Below are 23,386 nucleotides of genomic sequence, written 5' to 3'. Positions count from 1 at the left end.
TGAAGGCCCACACATGTTCAATTTATTTCCAGTTTATAATTTCAAACCTGATTTCTTTATATCCATCGGCCTCATACAAAACGCCGATTTTATTTTCTGAAATTTTTACAATATCTGAATAGGCGGTGTTCTTTGGATCAATTAAAAATTTCTTTTTCCAGGTTTTGCCTTCGTCAAAGCTAATCCGCAAGGTAAGGCTATCACGATTTTTTTTACTATCATTATTGCAAAAAGCCAAAACAGATTTTCCGTTTTTAGTTCCAATATTTAATAAGCTTCCTTCGCAGATAGGGTCGGGCAAGTTTGTATCAATAAAAGTGGTATCCCATTTTTCACCACCATCTTTACTTAGGGAAACAATACGAAAATTGCCTACCTGGTTTCTGCTGTTCATCATCAACCCATTGTTGCTTAATTCTGCAGCAGTGCTTTCATTTGAACCTTCAAAAGTCACCGTTTCGCTCAAATGAAAAGTGGCGCCATGATCATCTGTAAAATATCCATGTGCCTGGTAATCTCTTAGTTCAGGTTTCGGGTCACCGGAAGAATGATTCGCAGCTACGTAAATTCTGCCTTTATATTTTCCATGTTCAAACTGCAAGGCATGCCCTGGTGTATTTGCGTAACTGCGCCAGTCTTCTTTAAAATTCCAAAGTTTATTTATTTCCGGCTGATTAATCCTGTTGACCTCCAGGGTAATGTCTGTGGGTTCGCTCCATGTCTTGCCATTGTCAATGCTCGTTTTGAATAACACGTCCCGATGCCCATGGCCTTTCCTCAATTCCGCTTCATGGCCATTACCTGTATTATAGAAAAGGAAAATTCTTCCCTTTGGAAATCGCGGATCAGTAAAATCTGCAACCGGCGCGGGATTGCCTGCCTGCAAACTATCATTGCTCGCTACAATTTGCAATGCGCTCCATGTTTTTCCATTATCACTGCTTCTTTTCAACACGACTTTGATATCTCCAAAATCTCCTGCACCGTTAACCCTTCCTTCGCAAAATGCCAGCAGGTCTCCGTTTGGCGCCGTTATAATTGCAGGAATGCGGAACGATTTGTATCCCTCTGTTCCCGACACATACACAGCGGTCTTTTGCGCAAAAAGAGCTGAATAAAAAAATATTAATGTAAAAAACGTTACGGCAATATTTTTCATACGAAAGATTTAAGTCTTAATTTTTGAAAAGGATTTCTTTAATAATTAAAGTAAGAATAAAAATCCGGTTATTTGTTTGTTTACTATTAAACACGAGCAATTTCTTCCAGCAATTTCCAGCAATACCATTCCTGTCGCGGCAAATGAAAAGGCCCTTTAAATAAATTTCCCTTTGCAGGCTGCGCTACAGTTCCATCGCGATGCAGATAGCCAAACCACTCGCCAAATTCCTTATCATGAAATTTCGTGTAGGCATAACCGTGAACCTGTTGATGCCATTGTTTATATTTTTCATTGCCAGTCATAGTATAAGCCAACAATGTTGCAATGATTGCTTCATTTTGCGGCCACCAGAATTTCATATCCTGCCAGTATTCCTGCACCGGCTTATTATAAACATCCCTGTAATACAAAATTCCTCCGTATTCTTTATCCCATCCCCGCTCCCACATATAGTCGAGCATTTTGCAACCGAGTTCAATAAGATGTTTGTCATTATTTCTATATTTTGCTTCGTGTAAAATAAACCAGGCGCCTTCAATTGCGTGGCCAGGATTTAAAGTTCTTCCATCGATGTGGTCAATAATGCTTCCGTCCGGCGCTACCTGCTCCATTACGCATTTGATATCATCTTTTACAAAATACGTTTCAATTTCAGTTATCCATTTATCTATCCCTGCCTGAACGGCAGACAGGCATTCACTGCAGGTTGGCTCACCAATCGTTTCACGCAATTGCTGTGCAGTATTCATCATTATCATAGGAACGCCTATCCCTTTTGATGGCCGGGTGTTCTCGAATTTCGGCTGAAGCTCTATTTCGCCGGTTGAATAGGCGATACATTTATCAAAAAGTCCACGCGCCATCTTACCTGTTTTTTTATCGCCACTTGCCTTGCCGTAAGCTGCAAACGCTATCACGGCAAAAGTTTCAGAAAAAAAATATCTTCTTTTTCGAATTGGCTTTCCATCGCGTGTAACATGAAAATACATTTGCCCATCTTCTGCAAAACAATGATTTAATAAAAAATCAACGCCTTTTTTTGCACCTTCCAGCCATTCCTTCTTCTGTTCAACCGTATTATACAAAGTAGCTAATAGCCACGTTGCACGCCCTTGTATCCAGACCGCTTTGTCATCATCAAGCAGACTTCCATCCCTATCACGCATTAATAAATAACCACCAAATTCTTCATCAATACTTTTTGGAAACCAAAAGGGAATGGTGTCGTTGAGTAATTGATTTTTATAAAACTCTGCGTGTTGTTTTAAATAACCTGTGTCTAAATTCATTATTAAATTATTGGATTATTAAATTATTATTATTGGCTCATGTCATTTGTTCGATGATTAATTATTACTCATTAATAATTTTTTCAAATCTTTCCCCAAAACCTCATATCCCTCTGCATTCGGATGCAATCCGTCTTTTACAAACAATTTTGAGTTTACTTTATTTCCCATCAAAAAATCTTTTCCAAAATCAACATAATCAATATGATTTTGCAGCGCCATCTGTTTTATTTTTTTATTAATCATTGCAACGCGTTCTTCTGATTTTGCGCGGGGCAAAATTCCCACCATTGTAATGTTTGTGTTTGGCTTTCTTTGCTTAATTGCATTGATTAAAAATTGCAATCCATCTACAATTTCAGAATCATGATTTTTTTCAGATAAATTATTCGTACCTATCATCAACACAATATTTTTTCCATTGAAATCATCAAATTCGCCATGATAAACACGCCACAAAACATTCTCAATCCTGTCCCATCCAAATCCTGCATTCTGAACTTTTAATGGCTTCAAATACTCGTCCCATGCCGATTCGCCGCGGGCAATATGATAAGCAGGTGCTCCTCCAAAATAGTGAATGATTGAGTTTCCTATAATTAAATTCTGCGGATTATTTTGTTGAATATATTTTTTCACCTGCTCATGCCGGGCTATCCAATCATATCCATCACGATATTGTTCGACAGGAATTTCAGTAGAAACTTTACCCACAGGCTCGTTTAATATTTCTCTGATTTTTTCTTCATAAGCGGCTGCATATTTCATCATTCCTATATCATTCGGGTGCAGTCCTTCGGTGGTAGAATTTATGTCGAAACCAATTTCTTTGTCAGTAAGCAAATAAATATTGCGAATTCCTGTTTCGTGTAATTCATTAAAAATTTTTTCGATAACCAGACTGCTGTTGTGATATTCATTCAACCTTGCCGTGTCCATAAAATACGGCGCATAACCAACGGCATGCCCTACAAACAAAAGCGGAACGTCTTTATTTTTTTCGCGCAATTTATTTACCCCATAAACTACCCGGCTTTTAATTTCTTCATCAGAATAGCCGCCGGTAAGATTCGGCATACAATCTAAAATATACAGTTTCGCGTCCACGTTTGCCATCAAATCAAAAATGGGTTTTTCAAATCTTCCATTGCCTGAAAAGCCAAGATTGACAATGGTTCTGTCGATATTTCTTTCCAAAATATTTGTCCAGGCAAGTCCCGGCCGTGATGCCACCGCGCCCTGCATAATAGAAGTGCCATAAGCCACAACCGGTTGCTCTTTTCTTTTTTCAGCAAATGCAAAAGAATCTTTTTCGTTGACCCCGATTGACAACCATTTCACTGAATTATACAAAGGCAAATACAAGTAAAAATCTGAAACTTTAGTTTGATTTTTTGCAAGAAACAAATTTTTAAAAACATAAGAACACGTATCGCCGAAATGATATCTTCCCGGTGCCCAGTTCCAGTTTCCATTTACATCAATCGCAAATAAATCCAAGCCACTAACGCCTGTTGAAGGCATGTGTGACATTGAAAAATTATTGCTTGCTAATGTATACCGCACCGTAATTTCTGTTGCGCAAGTTTTAAAATGAATAAATTCTCCTGCAGTATTTTCAGACAAATCCCAAACGGGCTTTCGCACAATGTCTTTCATTGAAATGGGAAGACGATGAAAAATATTGGATGAATCCAACATACAAACGCCTTCAACAAATTGCGGCGCATACCATTTAATTTGTTGTTGCGAAAAAGAGATTTTTGAAAAAGAAAAGAGAAAAAAAGTTAAAAGAGGCCTTATCATTTGTGAAGCATTTCGTCAAAATTAAAAATCTTTGTTTGCAGTAAAGGAAGAAATATGCGGAATTTAATTTTAGTCAGCAAACTAACGCAGAATCGCATATTTTGTAATCAGCGTACCCTTCTTATTTACCTTTTCAATACTTAGCAATTGAAGGTCAATATCTAGTCTTTCTTCAATTACAAGATTACCACCAGTTCCAAAAATTTTTGGTTCGATGGTGAGCCAGAGCTCATCAATTAATTTCTTCTGAAAAAAAGAAGTAGTCAGATGCGGGCCTCCTGCCATGATCATATTTTTATATCCTTTTTGTTGGCATTCCGTCACTATATCTTCCGGACTTTGATCAGTAAATTCAATCTGGCCGGGCACTTCATATTGTTTATATGTCGACGGATGTCGGGTCATCACCAAAAGCAGCCGCTTCGGTGACGATGAGAATTTTTCCGCAAGATATGTATTGCTACCCATCACTATTAAATCAAAATCATTCCATATCTGCTTATAATATTTTTGATCCTCCTGCGAAGTCCAGTCTCTTACACGAGGGGCATTCCATTTCGTAATTTTCCCATCCAGGGTGGCCACAAAAACACATATTACTTTCATTGAAACAGAGATTAATGCTCAAAGTTGATACAAATATTGAGGCAACATTCATTCCATAATTATTAGTCGTAAACTCATCTATTGAGAAACATCAATACGATTTCTTATCATTTATCATTGGACACAAAAGGGCTTCAGAGGTATTTTTGTAGAACGAAAAATGAATGGGTCGCAACCCAATTTTGCTTAAACAGGACAAATCATTTTAGACATAACAAACAATTATTTAAAAACAAAAACAAACAAAAAAACAATCATGAAAAGATTATTTTCTCTATTAATCGTAGCTTTTTTTAGTACGGCGATTTTTGCGCAGACGAAATGGAATGCAGACCTTAATCATTCCAAAGTTACTTTTAGCGTAACCCACCTGGGTATCTCTGATGTGGATGGCTTGTTCAACAAATTCGAAGCATCTGCGATCGCCAATAAAGCAGATTTCAGCGATGCGGTTTTTGAACTTTCGGTGAACGTCGCCTCCATCAATACACAGATTGAAATGCGCGATAATCATTTAAGAAGCGCAGATTTTTTTGAAGTGGAAAAATATCCTTCCATGACTTTTAAAAGTACTTCTGTTACTAAGGTAACAAAAGACAGATATAAGTTGAATGGCAACCTGACACTTCGCGGTATTACCAAACCGGTAACGATGGACTTATGGTACAGAGGCACAATTGAAAACCCTCAGTCAAAGAAATTAACCGCAGGTTTTCAACTAACAGGCACCCTTAAACGTTCTGATTTTGAATTAGGGCCTAAGTTTCCTGCGCCTATGCTGAGCGATGAAGTAAAAATAAAAGCTGACGGAGAATTTATATCCGAAGGCTAACAATTAAAAAAAAAAGGAACATTAAAATGAACAGTCTTGCAACATTCAATAAGTTTACCAGCGGTTTAAAAGAACAGGAATATTTAATGCCTGTGCTTTTCATAGGCCATGGTTCGCCAATGAATGGAATAGAAGATAATGAATTCAGCCAACGCTGGACACAGATGGCCAAAGAAATCCCCACGCCCACAGCGGTGTTAGTGGTTTCTGCGCACTGGTTCAGTAATGGCACACGTATTACGGCAATGGATTTTCCTGAAACAATTCATGACTTTGGTGGTTTTCCGCAGGCATTGTTTGATGTGCAATATCCTGCGCCAGGCAATCCGGCGCTGGCTATGGAAACCGCGTCACTGATACAATCAGCGCATGTGGAATTAGACCACGATTGGGGATTGGATCATGGTGCGTGGACTGTGGTGAGGCGTATGTATTCGGATGCAAAAATCCCAGTATTGCAATTGAGCATCGATTATACCAAAGGTCCGGAATATCATTACAGCCTTGCAAAAGAATTGTACAATTTGCGTAAAAAGGGTGTATTGATTATCGGTAGCGGCAATATGGTACATAACTTGAGGATGGTGTCGTGGCAGAATATGAACAATCCGGGATTTGGATATGACTGGGCTTTGCAGATGAATGACACTTTTAAGCAATTGATTACCGATGGCGACCATAAACCATTAATCAATTATGAAAGCCTGGGTGCTGAAGCGAAGCTTGCGATTCCAACACCGGAACATTATCTGCCATTGCTCTATTCATTAGGATTGAAAGGAAATAAAGACCATGTTTCTTTCTTCAATGATAAGGCGGTCGCCGGTTCTCTTACGATGACCTCGGTTTTAATTAAAAATTAAGAATTTATAATTGATATAATGTACAATCTTAAAATAATCTCATCAACTGTCCGCCCCGGGCGTAAAGGCCCGATGGTGGCGGCATGGATTACAGAACTGGCAAAACAAAACGGAAACTTTAATGTAGAGTTATTGGATCTGGGCGAAATAAAATTACCAATGATGGATGAACCCAATCACCCGGTGATGAGAAAATACCAGCATGAACATACCAAGTGGTGGAGCGCCAAAATTGATGAAGCGGATGCTTTCATTTTTGTAACTGCCGAATACGATTATAATTATCCCGCGCCTTTAAGAAATGCGCTGGAATATTTATCGCAGGAGTGGGGCTACAAGCCCGCGGCAATCGTAAGCTACGGCGGCGTTTCAGCAGGCACAAGGGCTGCCAATGCGTTGAAGGCAGACCTTTCTACTTTAAGAATGGTTCCGCTCACCGAAGCAGTAAACTTTCCTTTTTTTCAACAAAATATTAATGATGAAAATAAATTTGTAACCAATGAAATTTCTTACAAAGCAGCGCAAAATATGCTGAAACAATTGGTACGATGGACAAAAGGATTGAAGGCAATAAAAGAAGACAAGGGATAAGATGGAAGAATAAAAATCTTCATTATTTACCCGTTTACTATCATCTATTATGGGAAGAAAACGCAGAAACACAGGAAAAAGAATCAGCATCCGGTGTTTGTCACCGTTCATTTTCAATTTTTCATCTTAAGAAAAATGGAAGACATCGTTTCTGCATCCAGTGCTTCCATATCAATCAACTTTAATGACCTGACCATTTTTAGCGTGGTGGTTTTATATTTCAGAAAATGCGCGGTTTTTAAATGCGATTCGTACGCCTCCCTGTTTTTATAAATTTCCAAAATCCTGATCTCTGTTGGATGTTCTTGTTGATTCATAGGATAAATGGCGATAACACCGGGCTCTAATTTTACAGATGCCCGTGCTTCCTCTTTGAGAATGGCATTGTATTGATCGAGATAGTTTGAATCAATTTCTATTTCTGAAATACGAATCAGCATGGTATCTTTTTGAGCAAAAACATTACCAAAAGAAAAAAGAATCAGTGCGGTAATTAAAAAAATTTTCATTTGATTTTATTATCCATTTTTTGAAAAATATGTTTTAAATCTACTCAATTCTTTTTATAATTTTAGCGGGGATACCGCCGACAATCGTATTATCCGGAACATCTTTGTTTACAACAGCGCCTGCAGCCACCACTGCGTTTTCCCCAACAGTAACACCGGGAAGTATTGTTGCATTTGCCCCAATCCATGCATTACGTTTGATATGAACAGGCGCCGGTATAAGTGCTTGCCTGCTTTGCGGCGATATGTCATGTCCTTCTGAAAGCAGGCTTACTTTTGGAGCGATCAGCACATTATCTTCTATGATAATTCCGCCCAAATCCAGGAATACACAATCAAAATTGATAAACACATTTTTACCAATCTTCGTGTGCTTTCCATAGTTGATATATAATGGTGTAAACACCGCAGTACTTTCATCGATCTGCGAACCGGTGATCTGGCTCAACAAATTCCGAATTTCTGCCGGATCGTGGGAATCATTCATCTGAACAAGCAATTTCTTCGTTGCATAAGAAGCATCACGCATCCTATAAGCTTCAGAATCACCGGGGGGAATGGTTTCGCCCTTTCTCAATCGCTCAAAAATATCTTTGTTGTGCTGATCCTGGTTGATTTCTTTTCCTGGTTGTTCCATATTCTTTGAGTTTGAAAACTATCTGCAAAGGTAGTTCCAGAATTGCGCTTTGTGGTTGCTAATGATTTTTTAGAAAGAAAATAAAAGTTGGCATTATTTGTTCGTTTGCTGTCAATTATTATTCGGATTAAAAATTGTGGTAGGAAATGTTGTCAAATCCGACACGTAAAGATGCAAATGCAACCAGGATGGTGAAAATTAAAGGCTATTTTCTGCACCTGGCTTCAGCCTCGCCAATTATGTAAGGTGGTAAAAAAAGTAACATCTAAACTGGTGTGGAAAAACAATAATTAATTATCAGTCATCAATATAAATCATCATGCAAACAGAACAAATCAAGGCCTTCAATAACAGCCTGAATCCTTTTGTTGATAAGCTGCTTCCCGAACTGGAAGAAATTTACAAGGATATTCATAAGAATCCTGAATTGTCTATGCAGGAATTTCGTACGTCTAAAATTGCGGCGGATTATTTGACGAAATATCAGTATGAAGTTTCAACGGGCATTGGTGTTACGGGTGTGGTGGGTATGATGAAAAACGGTGATGGCCCTGTGGTAATGCTACGTGCTGATATGGATGCGCTTCCTGTAACGGAAGACACGGGCCTCCCTTATGCCAGCAATGTAAAAGCGAGAGATGAAGAAGGCGTGGAAGTGGGCGTGTCACATGTATGTGGCCACGATTTGCATGTAACCTGGATGATGGGTGTGGCAAGATTATTTTCGGAACATAAAGACCAATGAACGGCACGCTGATGGTGGTCTTTCAACCCGGCGAAGAAGTAGGGCGCGGCGCACAGGGAATGATTGATGATGGCATGATGACGCGTTTCCCTAGACCGGATATTATTCTCGGCCAGCACGTGATGGTAGGAGACCGGAACTGTTGGCTACCGCGGCGGCGCTATACTTTCCGCAGGCAACAGCATTAAGGTAAAACTTTTTGGCAAGGGAGCACATGGATCGTTTCCGCAAACATCTATTGATCCGGTAATCATGGCGGCTGCTACGGCCTTACGTTTACAAACAATAGTTTCGCGCGAAATAGCGCCATCAGAAACGGCTGTATTGACTATTGGCTCATTACAAGCCGGTACAAAGGAGAATATTATTCCGGAAGATGCGACGCTGAAATTAAATGTCCGCACCTTTAACGATGGCGTAAAAGATCATATTCTTTCTGCAGTAAAACGAATCTGTTGCGCGGAATGTGCCGCTTCCAATGCTCCCAAAGATCCGGAATTTACAGACCTGGATTCGTACCCATTGACAGAAAATGATGCTGCTGCCACCGAAAAGGTAGCTGCGGCCTTTCATGAAATTTTTGGCGATAACGCCCACGAAACCGGGCCGGCAACTGCCAGTGAGGATTTCAGCATTTTCGGAAGAAGCTGGAAGGTGCCTTATGTTTTCTGGTTTGTAGGCGGCACTGATCCAAAAACTTATTTAGATGCCATAAAAAACAATCAGCTCAATTCGATTCCGAGTAATCATTCTCCTAAATTTGCCCCGGTTATCAATCCAACTTTAAAAACCGGCTTACAGGCAATGATGACGGCTGCAGCAGCCTGGCTGAATTAAAAGTTTCTTGCAATATGAATTATCTGCATTCGCTTTATACATTTATTGACCTGGCCGGTACTTTCGCATTTGCCGTAAGTGGCGCTGTGGCTGCAAAAAACAAAGGCCTCGATATATTTGGCATTTTGGTGGTGGCATTTACGGTGGCCTGTGGCGGCGGTATCATCAGGGATTTGTGCATCGGTGCAGTGCCGCCTGCCGGCATATCAGACTGGCGCTACCTCGCGACGGCTATGATTGCCGCCATCATTACAATGAGTTTGAACTGGCTGTCAAGTTGGTTAAATAAACCCGTGCTTTTGTTTGATGCCCTGGGCTTATCGCTTTTTGCCGTGTCGGGCGCGCAGAAAGCGCTGGAATATGGACATAACTATGAAGTGGCCGTGTTGCTGGGGATGATTACTGCTGTGGGCGGCGGTCTGATGCGCGATGTTTTGCTGAATCGCATTCCGGTAATCCTGGAAAAAGAAATTTATGCATCGGCGGCTTTGGCAGGTGCAGGTGTAGTAGTGTTGGGAAAATATTTGAACTGGTATAGTGATTGGACATTCCTTGCCGGTTTTTTGCTCTGTTGTACTCTGCGAATTTTGGCCCTTTATTTCCACTGGGAGCTACCTGCATTTCATAAAAAAACAAATAAAGAAAACTAAACTTTTGCAGGGCTAAAGTAGCTTAATGTTCCGGAATTATTGAAACAGAAAACTACCCGCCGGAAATCCTGCTTCATTCTCCAGGTTGGCCCTGGTAAAAGGTTTGAACGCATACAACACTTTAATAATTTTTTCTTCTTTATTCAAAAATAAAATCACCTGGGTATTTTTAATCTCCGCCCCCGGTGATAATATTTTGCCCTTTTCATTCATTACCTCAAAGCCAATTAATGGTTCATTATTTCGGGTTTTTAATTTTTTTGCATTGAAAAAGTTATTGCAATGTCTTTCCCATTTTGCAAAACACTTTTCACTTCGGGGCCGTTGGCAATAATATTTTTATGATAACTATTTTTTAATGCAAGAAGTGCCAAACGCTCTCCTACAGGCTGTTTGTGTGTAGGATGCACATTTAATGAATCGCCATAATCGCTTGAAATGGCCATGAAAGTATTTGGAATTTTCAAGGAAACTTTCCTCTGCATGTCCCTGAAATAAGGCCACGAAGGACGGTCAATAGAAGACAATTGCACAAAATAAAATGGCAGATTTTCATTCCATAAATTTCTCCATGAAGAAATTAATTTTTCAAAATTATAAGCATACAAATCAATATTGTGTGCATCATTAATTAATAAGAAATATTTTAGTAAAGCAAGGAATATGAGCGATTGCGATTTGCTTGTTATTTATTGAATTCCCGCAGCCGGTTTATTGAATTGATTTAATTTTACCGATTCTATTATTATTATTATTGCACTTTCTATTTTTATAGATGAAACACATAAATATGTCTAATCGCAAAGCCGCTTCCATAGCCGCTTTTGGATTAGTTCCGTTATCCGGATTTGCTACCGATTTATATCTTCCTTCTTTTCCCGAAATGGTTCGTGTTTTCCATGCCACACCTGCCCAGATCCAGTTAACCTTATCTGTTTTCCTCATCAGCTATGGGGTAGGCCAATTTTTTGCAGGCAGCCTGATGGATAGTTTCGGTCGCTACAAGCCCGTTATCATTGCGCTGATATTATTCATTGTTTCGAATATCCTGATCATACTTACGAGAAATTTATTTCTGTTAGATGCCTGTCGCATTCTTCAGGGCCTTTGTGTTTCTTTTATTGCTGTAGGAAAAAGAACTTTTTTTGTAGATGTTTATTCAGGCAAGCAACAGCAAAGCTATACAGCGTTATTGACTATTGTGTGGGGCGCAGCACCCATCGTTGCCCCGTTCCTGGGTGGTTTTCTTCAAGTGCATTTCGGATGGACTTCCAGTTTTTATTTCCTGGCTGTTTATGCCGTCATCCTGCTTATTGCAGAATTAAAATACAGCGGGGAATCGCTCAGATATCGTACCCACTTTCATTTCAAGCCCGTTACCAATATTTATTTAAAACTGATGAAAACAAGGGATTTCAGTGTGGGCGTAGTGATTCTTGGATTGAGCTTTTGCCTCGTCATATCCTTTAACATAGCCATTCCATTTATTATTGATAAAGTGTTTCATCTTTCCCCCGTTGTCACGGGTTATTGTGCACTTTTTTCAGGGATTGCACTTTTTTCGGGAGGGATTATCGGAAGGTATATCGGCATTGCTCATTTATTAAAAAAAGCGATCATCTTCTCTTTCATTCAAGCCGCAATCATCCTTTTAATGTTCACCTTTTTGGATTTTCTGAACACCATATTTCTGTTGATGATTTTTGTGGTCTTTATTCATTTGATAGAAGGGATCATTTATAATCTTTTCTTTACTCATTGCCTGATAAGATTTCCCAAAAACGCTGCTACTGCCGGCGGCATCACCAGCGGCGGATCGTATATTGTACTTTCTGTTGCCCTATCCGGTTTGTTAACTTTATTTCCCATCCCCGGACAGCAAACGCTGGCTTATAGTTATTTGATCCTTTGCGTTTCTGTTATTGCCTTGTTATTGATTTTTAGAAAATCAATTGTAAAAGGAAATGAACTTGAATTGAATGAAAAAATTAAATGAATACTTTTATATGCCAGATAAATGGATCAGCTATTCAAGTCAAACTTTTGCTGCAATTCAATTTCCTGAGTTTTAGCATAAGCCTGGTAAGCTTTCCCGAAATGATTCTTTGATTCTAAACAAAAGATTTTACAGTAAATAAGGAAATAAAGCAATTTCTTTTTTACCAGAAAATAATTACTCTATATAATTATTCACCTTTGGCTTCAGAAAACTTATCTGTATTATCAGCGCAATTACAACAATCCCTGCCAGCATCGCAAAGCTTCTTCCGAGGTTGCCTGCATCTGAAGATCTTCCCAAAAGATCGGTGATGAATGCTCCGGCAAAAACACCTACCATGTTCATAATTCCGTACGCTGTGGCTCTTAATTTTTGCGGAACAAACTGGCAAAGGATGGGCATATTGTTCGCATCAAACATGCCAAAGCCAATACCGAAGCAAAGCCCTGCTCCGACAACATTAAAAAGAGAATGGCCAAAACCTAAAAGCAATAAAGAGGGAATCGTTAAACCCAGTCCGATGGCGCTGGTATAAATCCGTCCGCGGATATTTTTCTGGACCCAGCGGTCTGATAAAATTCCTCCAAATATTACCCCGATAAAAGATGAAGCCGCAATTGTTATTGTTGACAATGGGCCCGCTTGTGACATGGGAATATGAAGATTTTCTGCAAATAAAGTAGGCAACCAGTTTTTAGTAGCCCAACCCGGCAAGCTGGGCACAGCAAAATAAAACAGTATAATCCAGAATGAAATATTGCTGAGCAATATTGCCAATCCTTTAAAAACAGGAACTTTTTCTTTTATCAGTGTTCTACCAGCCGACTGTTCTGAAGGATCTTCTTTTTTTTCTCTTAAAAAAAGAATCAGAATAACTGAATAGGCAATACCGATAAGTCCAAAGGTATGGAATGTATAATGCCAGGTATAGGCTGCAGCAATAGTGGCCCCAAAGCCGCCAAGGGCCTGGCCTACATACAATCCTGTCATGTGAATTCCAATCGCAAGCGATCTTGTTTTATCAGAGTGAAAATCAGCGATTAGGGATAAACCGGCAGGAATGTAAAGCGCTTCACTGATTCCCATAACAGCGCGAAGCCAATATACCTGTTGGAAAGTGTTTGCCAGGCCCATTCCATAAGTTACCGCAGACCAAACAAACAGGCTTCCAACGATGAGCCACTTACGGTTGAATTTATCAGCAATAATTCCTGAAACGGGGCTCATAAAACCATACACCCAAAGAAAGATGCCCATGAGATATCCGAAGTTGGTTGCTGATTGCAATTCATGAATATCAATTTGCATGGAAGGGCGCATCGTTGAAAGCATTTGCCTGTCCATATAATTGAGCAAGGCCACTACCCAAAGAAGCGCAACTAAAATCCATTTATAATTTTTATCTTTTTGCATTATTTCTTTTGGATTACTGTTCCCATCATCACATCCGGCGTTCTTATTCCCGGTTTTATTTCTCCATTTGAAATTATAATTTTATTTCCCCATACAACATCTGTTGTTGTAACGTGAGTAAGAAAAGGAAGCTCTCCTATTTTCGTCCATGCATCACCGTTAGTATTATACAACAACAGGCTTTTATCAAAACCATTATGATGGATGCTCAAATTATTTTTTTCTGTTGTGAGCTTTGCTTTTTCCTCAGGTGATTTTGCAGAAGCAATTTTTGAAATGAGGATTTCAATCTGATGGAAAGTTTTTCCGTTATCACCACCGGTAATTAAAATTTCATTTTCTCCCAAAGCCACGCCTGAAGCCGCAGATAAGTTAGTTGTAGTTTTTCCGTCAGAAATATCAGCGCATTTTCTCCACTCCCGTGTTTTAGGATCAAAAGCGAAAGTGGTATTATTCAAATCACTGATACCGGAAGAAGTTTTAGATCGTCCCCCAATGATAAAAATTTCTTTTCCATCTTTTCCTGATTGCGCAATTGCAGCGGCATTTGCCAGTGCAATTGGCAGTGAAGGAAGTGTTTTCCATTGTGTATTTTCGTCGTTTAAATCAATACTAAAAAAACTATTGGAAGAACTTTTAGTATTATCTCCACCTGCGGCAAAAACAATATTATCAATATTTGTAACTGCCACATTCGTTAAGGCGATAGGCAGGTCAGGCAACGGCTTTATATCAACTTCATTTTTATGTTCGTTCCATTTTACTAAAAAACATTTGTTAGAAATTCCGTTTTTATTTTCTCCTCCTGCATAAACAATTCCTGATGGTGTAGATGCGGTTCCGCAGTATGCTATTGGCTCAGGCAAAACATTTTTTACTTTTTTATTCCAAATAAAATCATCACCATTTTTTTCAAGCACAAAAATTTTATCAGAGTATGCTTTCTTTCCGCCCTCCCAGGGTAATGCACTTGGAAAATTAGATCCGCCGGCAACAATGAGAACATTGTTATTTACGCCATTTATAGCGCCGGCAAATCCTAAAGATTTTTCATTGGAATGAGATGATGGAATAACTGCAATTTTATTCCAGGATATAGTTAAAGCGGGATTTTGAGCCATTGAACCAGAAGTAAGCAACAGGGAAATAAAAATAAAAAAAAGAATAAATCGGGCCATAGTTTAGCTTTTAACCGGTGAAGGTTTGGATGAGCAAAAGCTACTGAAATCTAATTTTTCCACCTCTTTTTTAAACAATTCAAATTCATTGCTGCTCATATTTTTTACCGGCAAACGGAATTCGCCGCAATCCAAATTGACCAATTTCATGTAGGCCTTACCGGTAGCAATGCCGCCATATTTTCCCAGCAAATAAATCATGTCGATAGATTGTTGTTGCAATGCCTGCGCTTTTTTCAAATCATGTTCATTGAATGCGTCAATCAACTCATAATAAAGCGGAGCTGCATAATTGAAAGTGCTACCCACAGCGCCCTTTGCGCCAACTGCTAACGCCGAAAGCATATTTTCATCGCGGCCCCAAAGCATGTCGTACTTTCCATTTTGAAAATTGAGGCATGAAAGAAAATCCATAAAATCTTCATGAGTATATTTTATCCCTGCAAAGTTGAAAATGGTTTTATCTACGATTTTCAACAAATCAATCATAGGAAAACCAACTCCGTTTAACACAGGAATGTGGTAATAATAAAATGGCATATCAGGAACTGCATCAGCGATTTCTTTACAACAACCAGCAAGCATTTCAACACTCGCTGGCTTAAAATAAAACGGAGCTGTAAATGAAACACCATACAATCCGCATTGCTGTGCATATCTTGCGATGTCTTTTGCATCTTCAATGCTCGTTCCTCCAACCAAAGCCATTACCTTAAAATTCTTATCATCTTTTGCAGCATCGGCCCATGCTTTTATCACTGATTTTTTTTCTTCCGCGGTCATTGAAACCCCTTCCCCTGTTGATCCGCAGATAAAAGCGCCCGTATTTCTATTATCCCTCAGAAACCGGTAATAATCCGGAATTAAATCAAGATTTAATTTCCCGTCTTTGTCCATTGGTGTAAAAGGAGCTGCTATCAGTCCCTCTAAATGCGCTATTTTCATTGTAATTGATATTTTATTTTTTCTTTTATTTTTTTTAAAATTCCCCTTCGGGTTGCGATACAAAATGAGAAATAAAAAATGTGATTATTTCTTTGTTCACTACAACATTTTTAACCATTAAACAATTCAACAATGAAACAACCAAATAATTTCCTGAACAGTTTAATAATTCAATAATTAAATCATTCAATAATCCGCATCCCAATTCACTCCACTTCCTTTCTTCACCGGAACTGCTGTAAACATCCATTTTACAGGGTTTTGCCAGTCTTTTCCCTTAAAAGTTTTTACCGGAAGCTTTACCAAAATCGTATTCCATCCTTCCTTAAAATTCACTTTCGTTGGCTTGCGATAAGAGTAACCTTCATCTGTCAATGGCACTTCTGAATTACCTTGTTTGCCGGCATTCTTCCATTCAGGCGGAGGAATTATATTTCCATTCAGCCAAATCTCGCTTTGCCTGTTATCCCATGTTCCTCTATCAGGATAGTCAGTTGCGGTTGAACGTGACAAATCATTGAAGCCAATCCACATGTTTCCAACTTCCTCTGTATCCCGATAAATTTTCGTGTAAGCATACCAGGTAGTATTTTCTTTTGGATTTTTAATCCATGAAGTGTGCACCGGATACCACCAATGACGCAAATAAATTGTAGCGCCGCTTACTTGTAAATCAGAAATAGAATCGTTTAGAGAAATATTTTTTTCTTCAGGCCAAAAAGATTTTTTCAAATCGCCGTCATTTTCAAAAGGGCCAAATAATTCCCAATGCAGATCACTTTGGCGAACGTAAGGAAATGGAAGGTTCTCAAAATACAGATGTTTGTGATTGATGAGCCTGTTTTCAAATTCTTTGAAAGTTTTTACTCTTTGGGAATCTGTCCCGATATTCACTACCACACCGCTGAAACCACCGCCACGCCACGATCTTTCTGCAAAAGCAAGCATCGAAGGATAAACAGGATTCATTCGAAGCAGATCGTTTTCATTGCCTGCGCGACGATCATTCCACAAACAAATTTCACCACCCAACTTTTTTTTATCTCCATGAGTAGTATCACAAAGTTGTCTTTCAAAAATGCTCACCACACTTTCCTCGGGATCCATGTGGTTCAGGTATAAACTTCGTGAATCAATGTAGCGTGAACGCGGATTGTCCATCCCTCCGCTTTCCCACATTTGCCGGATCGTTGAATCATCATAATTTCCGCCTGGGTACCAGCCAATTGTTTGTTTTCCATGATGATGAATTAAATCCGTGATTTCAGGTATAAAATTTTCATTCGTAAATTTTACTTCATCAGCGCCGATATGAAAATAGGGAACATTATAAGTGTCGCAAAAATCGCTCACTATTTCTTTGATGATTGCAAAACCTTTTTCACTTTGCATGTTGAAACCAAATGCTCTTGTAAATGCAGCGCTGTGGCCCGGCATATCTATTTCAGGAACAAAAGTGATAAAGCGGTCGCGGCAATATTGAATCAATTCTTTAATTTCTTTTTCAGAATAAAATTTCCCTTTATCGCGAATCATATTTTTTGCCTCAATAAGCTGTGGATATTTTTTAATCGCAATTCTCCACGCAATATCTTCTGTTGGATGAAAATGGAAAACATTCAATTTGTAGCGAGACATCATATCGATCTGTTGTTTCAACAAATGCATAGATTGATAATTTCTTCCCACATCCACCATATATCCGCGCCACTGAAACGAAGGCCAGTCTTTAATTTCACAGCCGGCTATTGTTTTATTCTTTGAAATCAGTTGACGCAATGTTTGCAAACCATTAAAAATTCCGTGGGTGGTATTTGCTGTTAATACAATTTTTTCCTGCAATACATGTAGCTCGTAAGCCTCCATAACAGAGGATGGCGCCATAACATTTCCCAGCTTCAATTCAATAAAGGGACCGTCTTTTTCCGGAACGCTAAAATCTATTCTTACATTAATTTTGTACCCGGAAAGCATTTGCTGCAGATATTGCGCCGGCTTTAATAAAGCATCCTCCGTAATCAAAATGGCTTTACATTGATGTAAACTAAAATCATTTTTCTCCCATTCTACTGATTGGGGTAAAGGAATAAGCGCGGGTTGAGATTGAACCTTAAAAGCTAAAAAAGAAAAGGCAAAAATTAGAAAAAAAATTTTTGGAATAATTATATTTCTCCTGTCAGGCATCATGAAGAATCTTAAATGAAAATATTGGTTTCCCCTTTGATAAAAGTACAATTATGTTGTGCCAATCTTTAAACAAAAATGGCATTGAAGATGATTATTCCTCAATGCCAAAAGCTTTCTCAGGTACCCGGATAACCTGGATTTTGATCGTTTACAAGCGTTTCATCAGAAGTTAAAGTTGACCTGTCAATCGGCCAGAGTAATTTATAAGCATTGTCTTTACTTAAAACGCCCACCAAAGGCACATCGGTTTTAAATGCCAGCGGATCTCCATTAGCATCCTGCATGCGGCGTAAATCGTACCAGCGCTTTCCTTCACCTACAAATTCTTTCTGCCTTTCTTCGAATATAGCCAGTTCATTTTCTTCGAAACTGCCATTAACATACACCGGATAGGGATTGCTTCCATAAGCGCGGGCACGGATTAAATTGATTTCAGCGGATGGATCTTCGCCTTGTTTGTTTTTAATTTCTGCAAGAAGCAAATAGGCTTCTGCTAAGCGGTAAACCGGAATATCATCTGCGAAAATGCGACTTCCGTTGTCAATAGTCCCTAAGAATTTAGATAGCAACACAAATTTATTATCGGCAATGGGTGGCTTATAAATATCAAAAAATGTTGACTTTGCTCTTGAATCCAGGGCTGTATCAAATTGCTGATAAAGCGCATATTGATATTCGTACCTGATGATGCCACTTCCCAAAAGGTTCATGGGATCGCCGGTTTTGGAAACATCGGATTGATAACGATTAGGAACCAGCGAACCACCGCTTGAATTTACAAAGCTTGCCATCGGGTCAGAGGCCTGGTATACAAACTGGCTGAAATTGTTAGACGCTTCTCCTACAGCATACCTGAGCGCAAAGATGATTTCGCTGTTACCTTTGTTCTTGTATTTGAAAACATCCCCGAAATTAGATTGCAGGGTGTAATGAGAAATTAAATCCTCCAAAGCAGTTCTTGCTACCGTAAGATCTGCTGCTGTGTTTTGAGGAGCCTGACCATCAGTTCTTACTTTTGCTGTCCACAAATAAACTTCCGACTTCAGCATGTTGGTGGCTCCAAGCGACCACTGGGATTTGTTGCCCTTGGATGTGTAATCACCGTTGAAATTTTTTACTGAATTATCTATATCGCTTTTAATAAAATCAAGGGTTTCCTTTTCTGTGGCCGCCCGGGGCAGGTAGGCCTGGTCTGCAGAAGTTGGTGTGTTCGTTAGCACTTTAGGTTCTTTGGCAAGAGGCACCCTTCCAAATGTGCGGTATAAATTGAAATAATAAAAGGCACGCAATCCATAAGCCTGCCCTAAATAGTACGATTTATCCTGGCCTGTTAAATAAGTAGCTTTCTCTACTTGTGAAATAAAATTATTGACCTGGAAAATTGGATTATATAATCCGCCCCAGTTGGATATTCCAGGACTTGATTCGCGTAAATCCTGCGTAATGATGGATTGCGAATTCAAAGAGGAGGTGCCTGTAGCTCCGGTTCCTGTCATCAAATCGCCACCGCGCATTTCGCCCATCGTATAAAAAGTGAACTGGTAATCTCTAAGCTGGCTGTGCAACCCAATCATAGCGCCATCCACCTGCGATTTATTTTTCCAGAAGTTGCCGCTTCCAAAATAGTCGAGTGGCGCCAGGTCTAATTTTTTACAGGATGCCGCAGAAATAACAAGCAGGCCTGCAAAAAGATAGGAAAATATTTTTTTCATGTTGTTATGTTTTTTGCTTTTTTGCAATTGATTTTTTTATTTAAAAAACAAATTTTACTGCGGCTATAAAAGTTCGGGGCAAAGGATATCCGCCGCCTCCAATGCCAACACTTGCTGATTCAGGAGAGTATAAGGTAGACTGGCTTATGTATCCCAGGTTTTGGCCGGTGAGCGAAACCGTAATTCCCTGGCTTTTGATTTTAGAAGCTACGCTGGCAGGCACATTGTATCCAATACTGATTTCGCGGAAGGCAAGGTAGTCGCCTTTGTGATAAAACATGCTGGAACCGCGGAACGTGTTATTTTTATAAAGCTGGTCCGCCCAATAATAAGTAGGAAATTTTGCATTTGCATTTTCAGGGGTATACGTGTCTTTAACATCTGTAGTGGTATTAAATGTTCCCTGGGCCATACTCTGGAACCATGCGCGTGGTCCATCATAGGCAACGAAGCCTAAAGCATAATCACACCGTGCGCTCGCCCAAAAATCTTTATAGCTTGCGCTTAAAGTAAATCCACCCACATAGCGGGGAACGGTACGCCCCATATATACCCTATCTCTGAAATCGATAGTATCATTCTTATCTACATCCTTCCATTTCACATCTCCGAGCGCAATAGGATAATAGCTTTTTTGTTGATCTGCTGTGAGGCTGTTGTATTTTGACGGGCCAAGCAGTACTTTATATCCTTCAAGGTCCACACGCTGTCCATCCTGCTGAAGATCTTTTTCAGTTCTGTACAATCCTTCTACCTGCCAGGCGTAGGCTACATTCGGATCCTGGCCTTCCTGATATCCGCCTACCCAAATCAACTGCCCTGATTTAGGATCAAAGATTTGCAACCCTCCCTGCCGGTTATTCGGCAGCCCGTTTGCCGGCAGTTTTAAGATTTTATTCTTATTAAAAGCGCCATTGATGGCAAAATCTACCTTCCAGTTGGCCGAGCGGTATACCCTGTAATTTATATTATATTCAATTCCCGAATTCTGCATGCTTCCATTGTTTGTGGTAAGGCTGGTATAGCCCGAAGTAGCCGGTAGATTGAAGGAAGAGATCTTGTCATCAGTTTTCCGGTTATAAATTGAAAGCGATAAATCAATTTTATTAATTAAAGTGGCGTCCAATCCGAATTCATAAGTCTTGCTTCTTTCCCATCTCAGGTTCGGAAAGGGCAGGTCCGTTAAAAGATAGCCTACACTTCCATCATAACGGTTGGTGCCATAACTTCCCTGAAGATTATAGGCCGTAATTTTATTAGGATCCACATTTCCATTAATACCGTAACTGGCTCTTAATTTTAAGTAGTTGATTGTCTTGGTATATTTCGCGAAAAAGTTTTCATTTGTCAGATTCCATCCTATTGAAACACCGGGAAAATTTCCCCATCGGTTATCGATGAGTTTTGAATAACCGTCTCTCCTGAAGGTTGCAGTTAATAAATACCGGTTTTCATAGTCGTAGGTAGCACGGCCAAAGAAGGAAAGAATGCGTTGTTCAGAATGATCAGAATTTACACCACGCTTGCCTTCATCAGTAGAGGTCAATCCAAGATCCATAAAATCATCGGTGGGTGCTCCTGAACCTGAAGCAGCAAGCCCTCTTGAATAAATATCGTAATACTCAGAGCCGGCCATCAGGTCAAAATGGTGTTGTTTAATTGCACCATTATACTGCACGACTGCATTATAAGTTTGAGAAAAATCCCTATCGAACGAAGCGCTTGAACTTCGCGTGGTGTTTATCTTTCCAGGGCTTTGCAAAAAGTCTTTATTAAACGATTCATAAACACCTTCGCTGTAAAACCAGTTGCCACTTACCCTTAAATAAAGATTGGAGAGGAAATCCACTTTGAAGGCCTGTGATAAAGTGAATTTATCCGTTTCATTTTTCCTTATAAACTTGTCATCATTTACAGCAGGGTTTCCATCTGAATAATCCCTTCCTACCAATAAATCCCCATTTTCATTTTTCCCGCGCATGGTAGGCGGAGCGCCCAACGACCGTGTAAGGTAATTGCCTTCATTATTGGTTACGGCATCTCTCCATCTTGCACGTGCGAAGTTTAAACCGGATTGAGAAGTAAGCCACGATTTCAATTTATATTCTCCGTTAAAAACGAAAGTCGTTCTTTTATAAAAGGTATTGATAGGAAAGCCGGGCTCATTGTAGGTTCCAAAGCCCGCATAATATTTCCCTTTGTCATTTCCGCCCGTCATGGATATATTATAATCCTGGGTAACAGGAGATGATCGCAAAGCATAATCTGCATAATCAAAATTGGTAAAAAGTAAAGTATCGCCATACACGGGATCAATCATGGTTTGCCATCCTTCGTTAAGTTTAAACCGGTTTTGATTATTCAGAATCATGGTGCTCCACACACCCAGGGAATTCTGATTGCCATCTATGAAATTGCCATCTGCATCAAACAATTGGTTGCCGGTTCCGAAAGGGCCTGAAGAAGTTAGCTGGCTAAGCCTGCTTGGATCATACAAGCCGGAATTTTTTATTGAAGTTCTTGACCAATACAGGTAATCCCTGGCATTCAAAAAGTGAAAAGGAATATTTAAGCGATTCATTCCGACGCGGGCATCCAATGTAATATTAGATATGCCTTTTTTCCCTTTTTTGGAGGTAACAAGAATTACTCCATTATTTGCCCTTGCACCATATATTGCAGTGGCGGAAGCGTCTTTCAAAACTTCAATTGACTCGATGTCATTTGGATTGATATCACTCAGACTTTGCCTTACAATTCCATCTATCACCACCAAGGGTGATCCTCCTCCTCCATAGTCGGTTCCCCCTCTTAAAACTATGCCGGGCATTGCACCCGGCCTTCCCGATGTTTGCTGCACCCTTAAACCCGGAATGGTTCCTTCGAGCGCCGCTGCCGGGTTTGAACGAACACCTGTTTCCAAAACCTTACTATCAAGTTTGGAAACAGAACCTGTAATCTGTGAACGTTTTTGTGTGCCATATCCTACAATTACTACTTCATCCATCTTTGCCTGGTGAGGTTCCATCACCACGTCGATTATAGAAGATTTGTCGACTTTTTTCTCTACAGGGTCAAAACCGGTAAATGTGAATACAAGCGTTGAGCCCGCGGCGACATCTACTTCATAATCGCCGGTGGCATTAGTGATGGCTACTGGCTCTTTTCCTTTAATGGCTACAGTTACACTTTCAAGAGGAGACCCATTCTCCTGGGTAACCTTTCCGGATATTTTTTTCATCTGGGCCCATGAAGCAGAAGTGAAAAAAATCAAAACAGCCAAAAATCCCGTTTTCAGGTATGACAATTTCATTTTACAAAATTTTAATTATTTGGATTATGTATGACATAACAAAATTAAATACTAATTTTGCATTCAGCAAAAAAAAATTTTATAATTTCTTTAAAACATTAATCCTCATTGG

Annotated in this window: 22 protein-coding genes; 8 read left to right on the top strand and 14 right to left on the bottom strand. The window is 39.5% G+C overall.

The genetic code is table 11. The features are described from left to right. Nucleotides 1-22: 22 nt before the first annotated feature. The 4 genes from EFY79_RS07180 to EFY79_RS07165 all read right to left on the bottom strand — a co-directional run bounded on the left by EFY79_RS07180 (nucleotide 23) and on the right by EFY79_RS07165 (nucleotide 4,863). Nucleotides 23-1,159 carry a sialidase family protein gene (locus EFY79_RS07180; RefSeq protein ID WP_123119993.1) on the bottom strand — a complete coding sequence of 379 codons (1,137 nt, stop codon included), beginning with the start codon at nucleotides 1,157-1,159 and terminating at the stop codon, nucleotides 23-25. Nucleotides 1,160-1,245: 86 nt separating this feature from the next. Continuing rightward, nucleotides 1,246-2,451 (bottom strand): AGE family epimerase/isomerase, encoded by a 1,206-nt coding sequence (locus EFY79_RS07175; RefSeq protein WP_123119992.1) that lies wholly within the window; start codon nucleotides 2,449-2,451, stop codon nucleotides 1,246-1,248. A 57-nt stretch (nucleotides 2,452-2,508) separates the two neighbouring features. Then, nucleotides 2,509-4,257, bottom strand: a complete 1,749-nt coding sequence (locus EFY79_RS07170; RefSeq protein WP_123119991.1) for an SGNH/GDSL hydrolase family protein — start codon at nucleotides 4,255-4,257, stop codon at nucleotides 2,509-2,511. Between the two features lie 81 nt (nucleotides 4,258-4,338). Continuing rightward, complete coding sequence (locus tag EFY79_RS07165) at nucleotides 4,339-4,863, bottom strand: dihydrofolate reductase family protein (RefSeq protein WP_123119990.1); 525 nt, start codon at nucleotides 4,861-4,863, stop codon at nucleotides 4,339-4,341. A gap of 256 nt (nucleotides 4,864-5,119) precedes the next feature. On the opposite strand from EFY79_RS07165, the gene EFY79_RS07160 reads away from it, so the two are divergent. From EFY79_RS07160 to EFY79_RS07150, 3 genes are read left to right on the top strand one after another with little or no spacing between them, the layout of a single operon-like run. After that, nucleotides 5,120-5,695 (top strand): YceI family protein, encoded by a 576-nt coding sequence (locus EFY79_RS07160; RefSeq protein ID WP_123119989.1) that lies wholly within the window; start codon nucleotides 5,120-5,122, stop codon nucleotides 5,693-5,695. Nucleotides 5,696-5,721: 26 nt separating this feature from the next. Then, on the top strand, nucleotides 5,722-6,558 hold the full coding sequence (gene ygiD / locus EFY79_RS07155; protein ID WP_123119988.1) for a 4,5-DOPA-extradiol-dioxygenase: 837 nt from the start codon (nucleotides 5,722-5,724) through the stop codon (nucleotides 6,556-6,558). 18 nt (nucleotides 6,559-6,576) lie between these two features. Next, complete coding sequence (locus tag EFY79_RS07150) at nucleotides 6,577-7,149, top strand: NADPH-dependent FMN reductase (protein WP_123119987.1); 573 nt, start codon at nucleotides 6,577-6,579, stop codon at nucleotides 7,147-7,149. Between the two features lie 113 nt (nucleotides 7,150-7,262). Here the strand turns inward: EFY79_RS07150 and EFY79_RS07145 are convergent, their stop codons facing one another. Then, nucleotides 7,263-7,658, bottom strand: coding sequence for a putative quinol monooxygenase (locus EFY79_RS07145; protein WP_123119986.1), 396 nt, complete (start codon nucleotides 7,656-7,658; stop codon nucleotides 7,263-7,265). A 40-nt stretch (nucleotides 7,659-7,698) separates the two neighbouring features. Continuing rightward, the gene (locus tag EFY79_RS07140; protein ID WP_123119985.1) at nucleotides 7,699-8,295 is read right to left on the bottom strand and encodes a DapH/DapD/GlmU-related protein; all 597 of its coding nucleotides are present in this window, start codon (nucleotides 8,293-8,295) and stop codon (nucleotides 7,699-7,701) included. Between the two features lie 319 nt (nucleotides 8,296-8,614). Here EFY79_RS07140 and EFY79_RS21570 point away from each other — a divergent pair, with 319 nt between their 5' ends. Genes EFY79_RS21570 through EFY79_RS07130 form a run of 4 tightly spaced genes read left to right on the top strand, consistent with a single transcriptional unit; the run spans nucleotide 8,615 to nucleotide 10,527 of the window. Then, a complete protein-coding gene (locus EFY79_RS21570) occupies nucleotides 8,615-9,040 on the top strand; it encodes a M20/M25/M40 family metallo-hydrolase (protein ID WP_199727475.1) in 426 nt (141 codons plus the stop codon). Next, nucleotides 9,037-9,228, top strand: coding sequence for a M20/M25/M40 family metallo-hydrolase (locus EFY79_RS21565; RefSeq protein ID WP_394338867.1), 192 nt, complete (start codon nucleotides 9,037-9,039; stop codon nucleotides 9,226-9,228). The genes EFY79_RS21570 and EFY79_RS21565 overlap by 4 nt, the downstream gene beginning before the upstream one ends. Beyond that, nucleotides 9,203-9,877 (top strand): M20/M25/M40 family metallo-hydrolase, encoded by a 675-nt coding sequence (locus EFY79_RS21560; RefSeq protein ID WP_199727486.1) that lies wholly within the window; start codon nucleotides 9,203-9,205, stop codon nucleotides 9,875-9,877. The genes EFY79_RS21565 and EFY79_RS21560 overlap by 26 nt, the downstream gene beginning before the upstream one ends. Before the next feature lie 14 nt (nucleotides 9,878-9,891). Next, the gene (locus EFY79_RS07130; protein ID WP_123119984.1) at nucleotides 9,892-10,527 is read left to right on the top strand and encodes a trimeric intracellular cation channel family protein; all 636 of its coding nucleotides are present in this window, start codon (nucleotides 9,892-9,894) and stop codon (nucleotides 10,525-10,527) included. A gap of 36 nt (nucleotides 10,528-10,563) precedes the next feature. Here EFY79_RS07130 and EFY79_RS21400 read toward each other — a convergent pair whose 3' ends face one another. Together EFY79_RS21400 and EFY79_RS07125 are read right to left on the bottom strand one after the other, a co-directional pair. Next, nucleotides 10,564-10,740 carry a hypothetical protein gene (locus EFY79_RS21400; RefSeq protein ID WP_158605171.1) on the bottom strand — a complete coding sequence of 59 codons (177 nt, stop codon included), beginning with the start codon at nucleotides 10,738-10,740 and terminating at the stop codon, nucleotides 10,564-10,566. A 38-nt stretch (nucleotides 10,741-10,778) separates the two neighbouring features. Next, on the bottom strand, nucleotides 10,779-11,141 hold the full coding sequence (locus tag EFY79_RS07125; protein WP_394338869.1) for a sialate O-acetylesterase family protein: 363 nt from the start codon (nucleotides 11,139-11,141) through the stop codon (nucleotides 10,779-10,781). Between the two features lie 161 nt (nucleotides 11,142-11,302). On the opposite strand from EFY79_RS07125, the gene EFY79_RS07120 reads away from it, so the two are divergent. Further along, nucleotides 11,303-12,523, top strand: coding sequence for an MFS transporter (locus EFY79_RS07120; protein ID WP_123119982.1), 1,221 nt, complete (start codon nucleotides 11,303-11,305; stop codon nucleotides 12,521-12,523). Nucleotides 12,524-12,700: 177 nt separating this feature from the next. On the opposite strand, the gene EFY79_RS07115 is transcribed toward EFY79_RS07120, so the two are convergent. The 6 genes from EFY79_RS07115 to EFY79_RS07090 form a co-directional block, all read right to left on the bottom strand. Beyond that, nucleotides 12,701-13,939 (bottom strand): MFS transporter, encoded by a 1,239-nt coding sequence (locus tag EFY79_RS07115; RefSeq protein ID WP_123119981.1) that lies wholly within the window; start codon nucleotides 13,937-13,939, stop codon nucleotides 12,701-12,703. Continuing rightward, nucleotides 13,939-15,117: a galactose oxidase gene (locus tag EFY79_RS07110; RefSeq protein ID WP_123119980.1), complete on the bottom strand. Its 1,179-nt coding sequence runs from the start codon at nucleotides 15,115-15,117 to the stop codon at nucleotides 13,939-13,941. Before EFY79_RS07110 ends, EFY79_RS07115 begins: the two co-directional genes overlap by 1 nt. Nucleotides 15,118-15,120: 3 nt before the next feature. After that, complete coding sequence (locus EFY79_RS07105; RefSeq protein WP_123120066.1) at nucleotides 15,121-16,062, bottom strand: dihydrodipicolinate synthase family protein; 942 nt, start codon at nucleotides 16,060-16,062, stop codon at nucleotides 15,121-15,123. Between the two features lie 186 nt (nucleotides 16,063-16,248). Further along, on the bottom strand, nucleotides 16,249-18,249 hold the full coding sequence (locus EFY79_RS07100) for a family 20 glycosylhydrolase (protein WP_123119979.1): 2,001 nt from the start codon (nucleotides 18,247-18,249) through the stop codon (nucleotides 16,249-16,251). Nucleotides 18,250-18,365: 116 nt separating this feature from the next. Continuing rightward, nucleotides 18,366-19,961, bottom strand: coding sequence for a RagB/SusD family nutrient uptake outer membrane protein (locus tag EFY79_RS07095; RefSeq protein WP_123119978.1), 1,596 nt, complete (start codon nucleotides 19,959-19,961; stop codon nucleotides 18,366-18,368). Nucleotides 19,962-20,001: 40 nt separating this feature from the next. Next, on the bottom strand, nucleotides 20,002-23,274 hold the full coding sequence (locus tag EFY79_RS07090; protein WP_123119977.1) for a SusC/RagA family TonB-linked outer membrane protein: 3,273 nt from the start codon (nucleotides 23,272-23,274) through the stop codon (nucleotides 20,002-20,004). Between the last annotated feature and the right edge of the window lie 112 nt (nucleotides 23,275-23,386).

Origin of the sequence: Hanamia caeni (assembly GCF_003721595.1) — a bacterium.
Taxonomy (GTDB): domain Bacteria; phylum Bacteroidota; class Bacteroidia; order Chitinophagales; family Chitinophagaceae; genus Ginsengibacter; species Ginsengibacter caeni.
Note: the sequence above shows the minus strand (reverse complement) of the source record. Positions and strands in the feature narration are given on the sequence as shown.